At 68.6% G+C, this 11,855-nt stretch carries 11 protein-coding genes; 7 read left to right on the top strand and 4 right to left on the bottom strand.

The window, feature by feature from the left end; all coding sequences use genetic code 11:
* A partial coding sequence (locus tag ICN82_RS09595) for a glycosyltransferase family protein (protein WP_226898398.1) occupies positions 1–197 on the top strand: 197 nt, incomplete at its 5' end.
* Here the strand turns inward: ICN82_RS09595 and ICN82_RS09590 are convergent.
* Entirely contained in the window at positions 147–1,199 is a 1,053-nt protein-coding gene (locus ICN82_RS09590; protein WP_193182054.1) for an AraC family transcriptional regulator, read from the bottom strand. The two genes, ICN82_RS09595 and ICN82_RS09590, sit on opposite strands and share 51 nt — an antisense overlap.
* 263 nt (positions 1,200–1,462) lie before the next feature.
* Between ICN82_RS09590 and ICN82_RS09585 the strand changes: the two genes are divergently transcribed.
* A complete protein-coding gene (locus tag ICN82_RS09585) occupies positions 1,463–3,748 on the top strand; it encodes an FdhF/YdeP family oxidoreductase (RefSeq protein WP_193182053.1) in 2,286 nt (761 codons plus the stop codon).
* On the opposite strand, the gene ICN82_RS09580 is transcribed toward ICN82_RS09585, so the two are convergent.
* Complete coding sequence (locus tag ICN82_RS09580) at positions 3,729–4,148, bottom strand: winged helix-turn-helix transcriptional regulator (RefSeq protein ID WP_193182051.1); 420 nt, start codon at positions 4,146–4,148, stop codon at positions 3,729–3,731. The two genes, ICN82_RS09585 and ICN82_RS09580, sit on opposite strands and share 20 nt — an antisense overlap.
* Before the next feature lie 102 nt (positions 4,149–4,250).
* Here ICN82_RS09580 and ICN82_RS09575 point away from each other — a divergent pair, with 102 nt between their 5' ends.
* A complete protein-coding gene (locus tag ICN82_RS09575) occupies positions 4,251–4,997 on the top strand; it encodes an SDR family oxidoreductase (RefSeq protein ID WP_193182049.1) in 747 nt (248 codons plus the stop codon).
* A gap of 37 nt (positions 4,998–5,034) precedes the next feature.
* Here the strand turns inward: ICN82_RS09575 and ICN82_RS09570 are convergent, their stop codons facing one another.
* Together ICN82_RS09570 and ICN82_RS09565 are read right to left on the bottom strand one after the other, a co-directional pair.
* On the bottom strand, positions 5,035–5,880 hold the full coding sequence (locus ICN82_RS09570; RefSeq protein ID WP_193182047.1) for a fumarylacetoacetate hydrolase family protein: 846 nt from the start codon (positions 5,878–5,880) through the stop codon (positions 5,035–5,037).
* A 43-nt stretch (positions 5,881–5,923) separates the two neighbouring features.
* The gene (locus tag ICN82_RS09565; RefSeq protein WP_193182045.1) at positions 5,924–6,592 is read right to left on the bottom strand and encodes a GntR family transcriptional regulator; all 669 of its coding nucleotides are present in this window, start codon (positions 6,590–6,592) and stop codon (positions 5,924–5,926) included.
* A gap of 182 nt (positions 6,593–6,774) precedes the next feature.
* Here ICN82_RS09565 and ICN82_RS09560 point away from each other — a divergent pair, with 182 nt between their 5' ends.
* The 4 genes from ICN82_RS09560 to ICN82_RS09545 all read left to right on the top strand — a co-directional run bounded on the left by ICN82_RS09560 (position 6,775) and on the right by ICN82_RS09545 (position 11,852).
* Positions 6,775–7,791: a TRAP transporter substrate-binding protein gene (locus ICN82_RS09560; RefSeq protein ID WP_193182043.1), complete on the top strand. Its 1,017-nt coding sequence runs from the start codon at positions 6,775–6,777 to the stop codon at positions 7,789–7,791.
* Between the two features lie 60 nt (positions 7,792–7,851).
* On the top strand, positions 7,852–8,661 hold the full coding sequence (locus tag ICN82_RS09555; RefSeq protein ID WP_193182041.1) for a TRAP transporter small permease subunit: 810 nt from the start codon (positions 7,852–7,854) through the stop codon (positions 8,659–8,661).
* Between the two features lies 1 nt (position 8,662).
* A complete protein-coding gene (locus ICN82_RS09550; RefSeq protein ID WP_226898397.1) occupies positions 8,663–10,291 on the top strand; it encodes a TRAP transporter large permease in 1,629 nt (542 codons plus the stop codon).
* A 70-nt stretch (positions 10,292–10,361) separates the two neighbouring features.
* Positions 10,362–11,852, top strand: a complete 1,491-nt coding sequence (locus ICN82_RS09545; RefSeq protein WP_193182040.1) for a UxaA family hydrolase — start codon at positions 10,362–10,364, stop codon at positions 11,850–11,852.
* Positions 11,853–11,855 lie beyond the last annotated feature (3 nt).

The following is an 11,855-nucleotide window of genomic DNA, read 5'->3' as shown; positions in this document are numbered from 1 at the left end:
CCTCGGACGGGCGCCGCCGCATGCCGCCGGCCGGGTTCTGCGCGGCGCTGCTGCCGCAGCTTCTGGAGGCCAAGGGCGATGCCGGGGCGCGCGCGCTGCTGCGGTCGCTGCCGCCGCAGCGGCTGGTGATCCTTCCGCCGGCGCGGCTACGCGACATCGACACCGAGGCCGAGCTGGCCGCGGCCCGGCGGGGCTGAGACCACGGCCAGCCTCTGGCGGGCCTCGCCCGGGGTCATGCCGGTCCAGCCGAAGAAGGCGCGGTAGAAGCTGTTGGGATCGCGATAGGCCAGAAGCGTGCCGATCTCGGCCGCCGAAAGCGCGCCCTCGCGCAGGTAATGCAGCGCCAGGGTGCGGCGGGTGCGGTCCAGCACGGCGCGGAAGCTTTCGCCTTCCTCCTGCAGGTGGCGCTGCAGGCTGCGGCGGCTGAGCCCGAGGGCCTGGCAGACATCATCCGCCCCCGCCCGGCCGCCCGGCAGCAATTCCACCAGCGCCCGGCCGACCCGTCCCGACAGCGCCGCGGCGGGCAGGGCCTCGGCCAGGCGGCGGCGCAGCCGTTCTTCCAGATCGTGCCACGCCGCGCCGGTGGTGCCGGTCAGCGGGCGCGCGGTCTCGGCGGCAGGCAGGTCGATGCGCGCGGCGGGGCCGGGCGCGACCGGGCAGCCGAACCAGTCCGACGCCGCCTCGCGCAGGGGGGCGGGGCCCGGAAGGATCGCCGCGCTTGCCACCGGCAGCGTGCCGCCATGGCGGCGGCAGAGCCCGGTCGCATGGGCCAGCGCGAAGACCAGAAGGGGCGGGACCGGGGGCAGGTCGGCTTCGCTCATCGCCGCGACCAGCCCGGTTCCGCCGCCGGGCAGGGGGGTCGTGCCGAGGCGCAGCGGTGCCGATAGCGGCCGGAAAAGCGCCAGCCGCGCCAGGCCGGTGGCGATGTCGGGGCTGGCGGCAAAGGCCCGGGCGGGGGCCCCGGCGGAGCGGTCGGCCAGTTCGGCGGCGAGGCGCAGCGGCAGGTCCGGCGCGGGCTCCAGCGCGGCAAGCGCGGCGAAGACCTTGATCCAGGCGGGGGCGGGCAGTCCCGGATGGCCGGGGTCCAGCACCGCCGCCGACAGGCCTGCCTGCCGCATCAGCCCCTCGGGATCGGTGCCGACCGCCCGCTGTGCCAGCCGGGCCAGCGGCGCGACCGGGTGGAGCGCTTTCTTGCTCATCGCGTGCTCAAGGGCCTCCCCTCCCTCTTGGCTGCGGGGATATTCTGCCCACAAGCGCCGGGCTGGCAAGCCGGATGGCGCGAATTGCGAGAACTGCCCGCGGGTTAGTCATTACCGGACATGACGCGGTGCGTACGGACCGGCGCTTAATGGTCTAGAGGCCGAGAAAAGCGCCGCCGGAACCTATCCCGCGGGGTCGCGTTTCCTCAGTCGGAACAGCCGGAGGACGCGCGATGGTGGATCGCAGCACGCAGGAGCCGCCCATGCCTGGACATGATCCAGAAGGCCATGATCCGGGCACGCCGGAATACGATCATCCGACGGGGGGCTGGGGGTCGTTGCGCGGCGTGGCGCGGATTTTCGGCGAGGAGCGCAGCCGCCCCATGGCGCTGAAGGTGCTGGCCTCGCTGAACCGTCCCAAGGGCGTGATGTGTTCCTCCTGCGCCTGGGCCAAGCCCGCGAAGCCGCACCGGTTCGAATTCTGCGAGAACGGCGCCAAGGCGACCCTGTGGGAGCTGACGCCGAAACGGGCCGATCCGGATTTCTTCGCAGCCCATTCGGTCGAGGATCTGCGCGGCTGGCACGATCACGACCTGGAAGGGGCGGGGCGGCTGACCCATCCGATGCGCTACAACCCGGTCAGCGGCCATTACGAGCAGGGCGGCTGGGAGGAGGCCTTTGCCGAGATCGGCCGCGAGCTGGCCGCGATGCCGCCCGAGCGCGCGGTCTTCTATGCCTCGGGCCATGCCGGGCTGGAAGCGGCTTACCTCTATGCGCTGTTCGCGCGGGCGATGGGCCATCAGAACCTGCCGCAATCCTCGAACATGTGCCACGAGACGACCAGCGTGAACCTGCTTCAGACCATCGGCACGCCGGTGGGCACCTGCACGCTGGAGGATTTCGAGACCTGCGACGCGATCTTCTTCTTCGGGCAGAATACCGGGTCGAACAGCCCGCGATTCCTGCATGTGCTGCAGGAGGCGGTCAAGCGCGGCTGCCGCGTCGTGACCTTCAACCCGCTGCGCGAACGCGGGCTGATCGAGTTCGTCAATCCGCAGGACGCCTTGCAGATGGCGACCAACCGCGCCACGCAGATCTCGGAACATTACTTCCAGCTGCGCCCCGGCGGCGATGTCGCGGTGATGGCGGGGATGATGAAATGCGTGCTGGCGGCGGAGGCGGCGCGGCCGGGCGAGGTCCTGGATGCGGGGTTCCTGTCGGCGCATACGACCGGCTTCGAGGAGACGCGCCGCGCGGTGGAGGCCTTCGGCTGGGCCGAGATCGAGGCGGCCTCGGGCCTGAGCCGGGCGATGATCGAGACCGCGGCCGAGGTTTACATGGGCGCCGAGCGGGTGATCGGCATCTACGGCATGGGGCTGACCCAGCATGTGCATGGCTGGCTGAATCTCGGGATGCTGGTCAATCTGCTGCTGATGCGCGGCAATATCGGGCGGCCCGGCACCGGGATCTCGCCGGTCAGGGGCCATTCCAACGTGCAGGGCCAGCGCACGGTGGGGGTGGGCGAGAAATCCGCCCATATGCCCGCCGACCGGCTGCGCGCGCTGTTCGGCATCACGCCGCCCGAGGCGGAGGGAATGAACGCGGTCCATGCCATGCAGGGGCTTCTGGAGGGGCGGGTCGATGCGGTCCTGTCGCTGGGGGGCAACCTGTTGCGCGCGCTGCCCGACCGGGAAAGGGTGGAGGCGGCCTGGCCGGGCCTGCGGCTGAGCGTGCATGTCGCGACCAAGCCCAACCGGTCGCATCTGTTCCCGGGGCAGGTGTCGTGGATCCTGCCCTGCCTCGGCCGCACCGACGAGGACATCCAGGCGACCGGCCCGCAGGCGAGTTCCATGGAGGACACGTTCAGCCATATCTACGGCTCGATCGGGCAGGCCTCGCCGCCCTCGGAGCAGGTGCGTTCGGAGGTGGCGATCGTGGCGGGGATCGCGGCGGCGACGCTGCCTGCCGATCCGCGCATGCCCTGGGCCGAATGGGTGGCGAATTACGACCGCATCCGCGACCTGATCGAGGCGACCTTCCCGGAGGATTTCGCGCGGTTCAACGAACGGCTGCATCAGCCGGGCGGGTTCTATCGCGGCAATCCCGCGCGCGAGAGGGTGTGGAAGACGGAAAGCGGGCGCGCGGAATTCACCGTGCCGCCGGGGCTGTCGGCACTGGGGCAGGCGCCGGAAGGGGCGGAGATGACGCTGATCACGCTGCGCTCCAACGACCAGTTCAACACGACGATCTACGGGTTTTCCGACCGGCTGCGCGGGCTGGAGGGCGGGCGCGACATCGTGCTGATCTCGCCCGCGGAAATGGCGCGGCTGGGCCTGGCGGAGGGGCAGCGCGTGACGCTGCGCACCGCGCTGCAGGACGGGATCCGCCGCGAGGTCGCGGGGCTGCGGCTGGTGGGCTATGACCTGCCGGGGGCCTGCGTGGCGGGGTATTATCCCGAGCTGAACCCGCTGGTGCCGCTGGACTATCACGAGGAGCGCAGCCAGACCCCGGCCTACAAGGGCGTGCCGGTCACGATCCTGGCGGCGTGACCGGATCGCGCCCGGCGGCATAGGCGGCGCGAGCGGCCTCGATCCGCTCCCGGTTGGCCTCGGCCCAGAGCCAGACGCCGCAGAAGGCCTTGGCCAGCCCCAGCCCCAGATCGGTCAGGCGGTATTCGACGCGCGGCGGCACGACCGGGTAGACCGTGCGCGTCACCAGCCCGTCGCATTCCAGCGCGCGCAGCGTCTGGGTCAGCATCTTCTGGCTGATCCCCGGGCAGAGACGCGCCAGTTCGCCGAAGCGGCAGCAGTCATGTTCTGTCAGGATCTCGATCAGCAGCATCGTCCACTTGTCGGCGACGCGGCCGATGATCTGCTCCACCAGCCGGTCGATGGCGGGGTCGGTTTCGGGCAGCGCGCGCAGCTCTCGGCGCAGGTCGGGATCGGGCATGGCCCATGCTCTCTTTTCGGTAAGTATAAATCTTTCTGGTGCCTTCTTTCCACAGGATAGCATGGGCGTCATCTAGGGACCAGTCAGAGAAAGGACCCTGTCATGACCTTCACCGATCGCAAGATCCTCATCACCGGCGGCAATTCCGGGATCGGCCGGGCGCTGGCCGAGGCGCTGCAGGCGGCGGGCAATCGCATCGTCATCACCGGGCGCAAGCCTGCCAGCCTGGCGGAGACGCTGGAGGCCAATCCCGGGATGGCGGGCCATGTGCTGGATGTCACCGATGCCGCGGCGCTGGCGGCGTTTCCCGCGCAGCTTCTGGCGGATCACCCCGACCTGGACGCCGTCATCCTGAATGCCGGGATCATGGAGGCGGAGGATTACACCGCCGATCCGGTCGCGCTGGACGTGGCGCTGCGCACCATCGAGACCAACCTGACGGCGCCGATCCGGCTGGCGGCGGCGCTGCTGCCGCATCTGCGGAGCCGTCCGCAGGCGGCGCTGGTCACGGTCTCCTCGGGGCTGGCCTTCGTGCCGAAGGCGGGCAACCCGGTCTATTCCGCGACCAAGGCGGCGATCCATTCCTGGACGCAGTCGCTGCGCCACCAGCTGCGCGGGACATCGGTCGCGGTGCACGAGATCGCGCCGCCGCTGGTGGCGACGGAGCTGACGCCGGGCCAGTCGCAGGTGGCGGCGGCGATGCCGCTGGAGGCGTTCACGGCGGAGGTGATGGGGATGCTGGGCGCGGCGGAGGTGCCCGACGAGGTGCTGGTCTCCCGCGTGCGGTTCCAGCGCGATGCCGAGGCCGAGGGGCGGTTCGATGCCGCCTTCGCGGCGATCAACGGCTGAGGGAAGGGGCGGGGGCCGCGATGGCCCCCGCCGCGGATCAGGCCGAGGCCACGGCGGTCTGGCGCTGGCGGCCGAGGCCCTGGACCTCGATCTCCATCACGTCGCCGGGTTTCAGGAACCGCTGGGGCGACATGCCCATGCCGACGCCCGAGGGCGTGCCGGTGGAGATGATGTCGCCCGGCACCAGCTTCATGAATTGCGACAGGTGCGAGACGATCTGCGCGACCGAGAAGATCATGTCGGCGGTGGTCTCGTCCTGGACGCGGGTGCCGTTGAGGTCCAGCGTCACGCGCAGCGCCTGCGGATCGGGCACCTCGTCGGCGGTGACGAACCACGGCCCGATCGGGCCGAAAGTGGGCGCCGACTTGCCCTTGACCCACTGGCCCGACCGCTCGATCTGGAAGGTGCGCTCGGAGAGGTCGTTGATCGTGCAATAGCCCGCCACATGCGACAGCGCGTCTTCCTCGGAGACATAGAGCGTGTCGCGGCCGATGATGACGCCCAGTTCCACCTCCCAGTCGGATTTCTCCGAGCCGCGGGGGATGACGACATCGTCATCGGGCCCCGAGAGGCAGGAGGTCGCCTTGTTGAACACCACCGGATGGGCGGGCACGGCGAGGCCGGATTCGGCGGCATGCTTGGCGTAGTTCAGCCCGATGCAGTAGAAATTCGGCACCGAGGCCAGGCAGGATCCGATGCGTCCGGGATCGGCCACGACGGGCAGGCTGTCGGGATCGATGGCGCGCAGGCGCTCCAGCGCGTCGAGGGACACGGCCTGTCCGGCCAGCGCCGGGACGTGTTCGCCCAGGTCGCGCACCTGGCCTGCGGCATCGAGCAGGCCGGTCCGTTCCCGGCCCGCGGGGCCGAAGCGCAATAGTTTCATGGAAGGGTCCTCCCTTGGATGGTCATGAACTGGGTGAGGGATGTCAGGTCTCGGCGGCGCCGGGATCCTGGGCATATTTGGCGCGGATATTGTCCTCCAGCGCCTCGAGATGGGCGCGCATCGCGGTGGCGACGCGGCCGGGATCGCGGCGGCGCAGCCCCGCCACGATATCGCCATGCTGGCGCAGCACGCGGTCGCGGCTGCGCCTCTGGCTGGCGGAAAGATAGCGCGCGCGCCACAGCCGTTCGAGATAGGCGCGGTAGGTGCCCAGCAGCGCGGGATTATGCGCCGCCTCGACGATGGCGGTATGGAAGCTCATGTCGATATCGAAGAGGTCGAGCGTGTCGAGCGCGTCATAGGTGTCGGCCATGCGGGTCTGGATCGCCTCGATCCGGTCGAGATCGGCATCGGTGGCGCGGCGGCAGGCCAGTTCCCCCGACAAAAGTTCCAGCGCGCGCAGCACGTCGATGGCATCGGCGATCTCCTCCAGCGAGGGATCGGCGATCAGCGGGCTGCGCGCCGGGCGCAGGATCACCAGCCCTTCCTTGGCCAGGATGCGAATCGCCTCGCGCATCGGCGTGCGCGAGACATCCATTTCCAGCGCGGTCTCGCGTTCCTTCAACGGCGTCCCGGGCGCGAACCGCCCCCTGAGGATGTCGCGCCGGATCTGGTCGGCGATGGTTTCCGGCAATGTCCTGTCGGTCTTTTCCACGTCTTCATTCCTTCCCCGGTGCTGGCGGGGATCGCTGGCCTTGTTTTGGTATACCAAAAACAGTTGATTGTCGAGCGCCGCCGCGCTAGCGTGTTCGGCGAATGGTATACCATTCAGGCGGACGAGGAGGTCCGCCGGACCAAAGAGTCAGGCGGCCCCGCGCCGCACGGGAGGAGAGATACATGACCCTGTCCAGGATTCTCGGGAGCACGGCGCTTGTGCTGCTGGCGGCCGGAGCGGCCCAGGCGCAAGAGGTGACGCTGCGCATCCAGACGCATTACAACCCCGAACAGACCTCGGGGAAGCTGGCGACCGAATTCGTCGAGGATGTCGAGACGATGTCCGGCGGCGCCATCGATATCGAGATGTTCTATGCCTCCTCCGTGGTCGCGACCGTGGAGACCTTCGATGCGGCGGCCAACGGGATCATCGACTGCGACATGACCGGCGGCGCCTACCAGACCGGCAAGAACGCGGCCTTCCAGTTCGTCGGCGACATCATGGGCGGCTATGACACGCCCTATCAGCAGCTGAGCTGGCTGTATTACGGCGGCGGCATGGAGCAGGCGCAGGAGCTGTACAACCAGTTCGGCATGCAGCTGATCGGCTGGTGGGTCTATGGCCAGGAATCGCTGGTCTCCTCCACCCCGATCACCGGGCCCGAGGATCTGAAGGACTGGAAATTCCGCTCGCCCCCCGGGATGGAGACCGAGATCTTCGCCAATCTCGGCGCCTCGCCGATCGTGATGGATTTCACCGAGGTCTTCACCGCGATGGAGACCGGGATCATCGAGGGCACGGATTACTCGGGCCTGGCCAATGACGAATCCATCGGCCTGTTCGACCTGGCCCAGCATGCGACCTATCCGGGCTTCCACTCGATGCCGTCGGATCACCTGGCCTGCAACAAGGCGGTCTGGGACGGGCTGAGCGATCAGCACCGCGCGATCATCGAGGTGGCGATGGAGAAGCTGGCGCTGCGTTCCTCGCTATTCTTCGAGAAGGCCAATGCCGAGGCTTCGGCGCGCCTGACCGAGGCGGGCGTGACGCTGCATGACTGGTCCGCCGAGGATCGCGCGACCTTCCGCCAGGCGGCGCAGGCGGCCTGGGATGTCTGGGCCGAGAAATCGCCCGAGGCCAAGTCGCTGGTCGAAAGCCACAAGGCGTATCTGACCCAGCTGGGCCTGATCGCAGAGTAAGACAATCCGCCTTTCCCGGCAGGAGGGTGCGCCCTCCTGCCGCCAGTGGAGCATTTTGCCATGACGCAGCAAAGCATCTGGCTGGGTCCGCTGCGCAGGCCGGTGGGCGCAGTCGCGCTTGCCGCCTGCGCGGTTGCGGCCCTGACCTTCCTGTGGCTGATCCTGCAGCAATTCACCGCCGCCGAACCGATCGGCATGTACGACATGCTGCGCCCGGCGGGCAGGCTTTCCGTCCTTCTCATGCTGTGGTCGCTTTTTGCCGCGGTGCTGGCGGGGGCGGCCTGGCTGTCGGACACGGTGGCGCCGCTTGAATCCGCGCCCACCGGGCCCTTCGACATCCTGTCGCTGATCTGCGCGCGGGTGGCGATGATCGGCATCCTCGGCATCGTGCTGGCGATGAGCTACGAGGTGGTGGCGCGCTATGCCTTCGAGAAGCCGACGCTCTGGGCCAACGAGCTGAGCCTGTGGATCGCGGGCTTCGTCTTCCTGCTGGCGGGGCTCTATGCCATGCAGCAGCGCAGCCATATCCGCATCTTCGTGATCTACGACCTGATGCCCCACTGGGCGCGCAAGGCGGCCGACGTGCTGTCGGTGTTCCTGGTCTGCTTCTTCGCCTTCTGCATGGTCTGGGGCGGCTGGAACGAGGTGGTGACCAAGCTGGCGCGGATGGAGACCTTCGGCACCGCCTGGGATCCGCCCATCCCCGCCACGATCAAGGCCGCGATCCTGTTCAACATCGTGCTGGTCGCGATCCAGGCCGTGTCCAACCTGATCGCCGACTGGCACAAGGCCCCCGAAAGCCATTCGCCCATGGATGACATCGACCAGGCGGAGATCGAGAATATCCGCCGGACCCTGAAGGAAGACTGAGATGGAGTTCCTGGAGCTTTTCGCCTGGATGAAGGTGGCCGATGTCGGCACGCTGTCGCTGGTGACGCTGGGCATGATGTTCGTGCTCCTGGCGCTGGGGATGCCGCTGGGCTTTGCCTCGGCCTTCCTGGCGGTGGCGGTGCTGATCATGAAATTCGGCCCCGAATTGCTGTTCTCGAATTTCGGGCGCGGCCCGCTGGCGGTGCTGGGCCAGGCGATCTACCGGCAGATGACGAATTACGTCCTGATCTCCATTCCGCTGTTCATCTTCATGGCGGCGCTCCTGGAACGCTCGGGCATCGCGCGGGACATGTATTCGTCGCTGAACGTGTGGCTGAGCCGCACCCGCGGCGGGATTGCCATCGTCACCTCGATCATGGCCGTCATCATGGCGGCGATGTCGGGGATCATCGGCGGCGAGGTGGTCCTTCTGGGGCTGATCGCGCTGCCGCAGATGCTGCGGCTGGGCTACAACCAGAACCTGGCCATCGGCACGATCTGCGCCTCGGGCAGCCTCGGCACGATGATCCCGCCCTCGATCGTGCTGATCTTCTACGGGCTGATCACCGAGACCTCGATCAAGGCGCTGTTCACCGCCTCCTTCCTGCCGGGCTTCATGCTGGCGATGTTCTTCATCTGCTACATCATCGTGCGCACCCGGCTGAACCCGGAGATGGCGCCCCTGCCGCCGGAGGAGCCGGGAGCGCCGAAGGGCCGCGAGAAGGGGCTGATGTTCCTGGGCTTCCTGTGCCGGCTGGGCCTGTGGATCGGCGGCGTGCTGTTCCTGCGCGCGCTGTTCTTTACGCTGACCGGGGCCAACGAGATCCGCGAGGGGGTCGATCCGATCTTCCTGGGCATGGTGTCGGACCTGCCCTGGATCGGCGGGTTCCTGGTGCTGGCGGCGGCGGTGATGCTGTTCGTCGTCGGCCGCGAGCGCACCGCGCAGGGCTGGGACATGGGCAAGGGCCTGGTCGCGCCGATCATCGTCATCGGCGTGGTGCTGGGGTCGATCTATGGCGGCATCACCGGCATCACCGAGGCGGCGGGCATGGGCGTGGTCGCGGTCTTCCTGATCAGCCTGGCGCGGCGCGAGATGACCTTCGAGATCGTCTGGGACAGCCTGCTGCGCACGCTGCGCTCCACCGGCACGATCATCTGGGTGACGATCGGCGCGGCGGCCCTGGCGGCGGCCTATACCCTGGCGGGCGGGCCGACCTACGTGGCCAACGTGATCGTGGGGGCCGACCTGCCGACGATGGGGATCATCCTGGTGATGATGCTGATCTTCCTGATCATGGGCATGTTCATGGACTGGGTCGGCATCGTGCTGCTGATCATGCCGGTCTTCCTGCCGATCGTGCTGAAGCTGCCGGTGGAGGAGCTGGGCGTGATCGGGTCGCTGGATCCGGCGCATGTGGCGATCTGGTTCGGGGTGGTGTTCTGCATGAACATGCAGGTCAGCTTCCTGTCGCCGCCCTTCGGCCCGGCCGCCTTCTACCTGAAATCGGTGGCGCCGCCCTCGATCTCGCTGACCGACATCTTCAAGGGGTTCCTGCCCTTCATCGCGCTGCAGCTCTGCGCGCTGGCGGTGCTGCTGGTCTGGCCCTCGATGGTGTCGATCTTCCTGTGACAGGCGCGGGGGGGACGGATCTCCCCCCCGCACCCCCCCTGCCGCCCTCCTTCCCGCGAAAGTTCCTGCCATGAGCACCGTCCGTCTGTCCGATGCCGACAACGTGGTCACAGCCATCCATCCCCTCGCCCCCGGAGAGGCCGGCGCCGCCGAGCCGGTGCCGCAGGGCCACAAGCTGGCCGCCGCCGCCATCCCGAAAGGGGCGCCGGTGGTCAAATACGCCCAGATCATCGGCTATGCCGCCTGCGACATCCGCGCGGGCGCGCATGTGCACACCCATAACTGCGAATTCCGCAACCTGGAGCATGCGCATCGCTTCGCCTCCAACCTCGTGCCGCCGCCCGCCCCGGCGCGGCGCGACACGTTCCAGGGCTATCGCCGCGCCGATGGCCGCGTGGGCACCCGCAACCACATCGCCATCCTGACCTCGGTCAATTGCTCGGCCACGGCCGCACGGCGGATCGCGGCGCATTTCACCCCCGAGCGGCTGGCGGCCTATCCGCATGTCGACGGGGTGACGGCCTTCGTGCACGGCACGGGCTGCGCCATGGGGGGCGACGGGACCGGTTTCGAGATCCTGCAGCGGGTGCTGTGGGGCTATGCGCGCAATCCCAATATCGGCGGCGTGGTGATGGCCGGGCTGGGCTGCGAGGGGATGCAGATCGGCTGGCTGCTGGAGGCCTATGGCATCACGCCCGGCCCGCGGTTCCGGGTCATGACCATCCAGGAGGAGGGCGGGCTGGCCAACACCATCCGCCACGGCATCGAGATGGTCGAGGAGATGCTGCCCGAGGTCAACCGCGCGCGGCGCGAGGACTGCCCGGCCGCCGATCTGACCGTCGCGCTGCAATGCGGCGGGTCCGATGCCTGGTCGGGGATCACCGCCAATCCGGCGGTGGGCCATGCCTGCGACCTGCTGGTGGCGCAGGGCGGCACCGGGGTTCTGGCCGAGACGCCCGAGATCTACGGCGCCGAGCACCTGCTGACGGCGCGCGCGGTGGACGAGACCGTCGGGCGCCGCCTTCTGTCGCTGATCGACTGGTGGCAGGACTATACCGCGCGGGCGGGGGGCAACATGGACAACAATCCCAGCCCCGGCAACAAGAAGGGCGGGCTGACCACGATCCTGGAGAAATCGCTGGGCGCGGCCGCCAAGGGCGGAACCTCGCCGCTGACCGGGGTCTATAAATACGCCGAGCAGGTGACGGCGAAGGGCTTCGCCTTCATGGACAGCCCCGGCTATGACCCGGCCTCGGTCACGGGGCAGATCGCCTCGGGCTGCAACCTGGTCTGCTTCACCACCGGGCGGGGCTCGGCCTTCGGATCGAAACCCTCGCCGACGGTGAAGATCGCGTCGAACAGCGGCATGTACCGGCGCATGAGCGGGGATATGGATATCGATGCCGGGCGCATCCTGGAGGAAGGCGCGCCGGTCGAGGAGGTCGGGCGCGAGATCTACCAGACCTGGCTGCGCGTGGCCTCGGGCGAGACCACGAAATCCGAGGCGCAGGGCCTCGGCGACTACGAGTTCGTGCCGTGGCTTGTCGGCGCGGTGATGTGAGGA

Source organism: Mangrovicoccus algicola (genome assembly GCF_014903745.1).
Classification (GTDB): Bacteria; Pseudomonadota; Alphaproteobacteria; order Rhodobacterales; family Rhodobacteraceae; genus Mangrovicoccus; species Mangrovicoccus algicola.
This window is presented reverse-complemented; position numbering and strand designations above follow the sequence as displayed.

Coding starts and splice junctions, on each gene's coding strand:
- ICN82_RS09560 (WP_193182043.1), top strand. CDS start 6,775: ATGACCCTGTCCAGGATTCTCGGGAGCACGGCGCTTGTGCTGCTGGCG.
- ICN82_RS09550 (WP_226898397.1), top strand. CDS start 8,663: ATGGAGTTCCTGGAGCTTTTCGCCTGGATGAAGGTGGCCGATGTCGGC.
- ICN82_RS09570 (WP_193182047.1), bottom strand. CDS start 5,880: ATGAAACTATTGCGCTTCGGCCCCGCGGGCCGGGAACGGACCGGCCTG.
- ICN82_RS09580 (WP_193182051.1), bottom strand. CDS start 4,148: ATGCCCGATCCCGACCTGCGCCGAGAGCTGCGCGCGCTGCCCGAAACC.
- ICN82_RS09545 (WP_193182040.1), top strand. CDS start 10,362: ATGAGCACCGTCCGTCTGTCCGATGCCGACAACGTGGTCACAGCCATC.
- ICN82_RS09575 (WP_193182049.1), top strand. CDS start 4,251: ATGACCTTCACCGATCGCAAGATCCTCATCACCGGCGGCAATTCCGGG.
- ICN82_RS09585 (WP_193182053.1), top strand. CDS start 1,463: ATGCCTGGACATGATCCAGAAGGCCATGATCCGGGCACGCCGGAATAC.
- ICN82_RS09555 (WP_193182041.1), top strand. CDS start 7,852: ATGACGCAGCAAAGCATCTGGCTGGGTCCGCTGCGCAGGCCGGTGGGC.
- ICN82_RS09590 (WP_193182054.1), bottom strand. CDS start 1,199: ATGAGCAAGAAAGCGCTCCACCCGGTCGCGCCGCTGGCCCGGCTGGCA.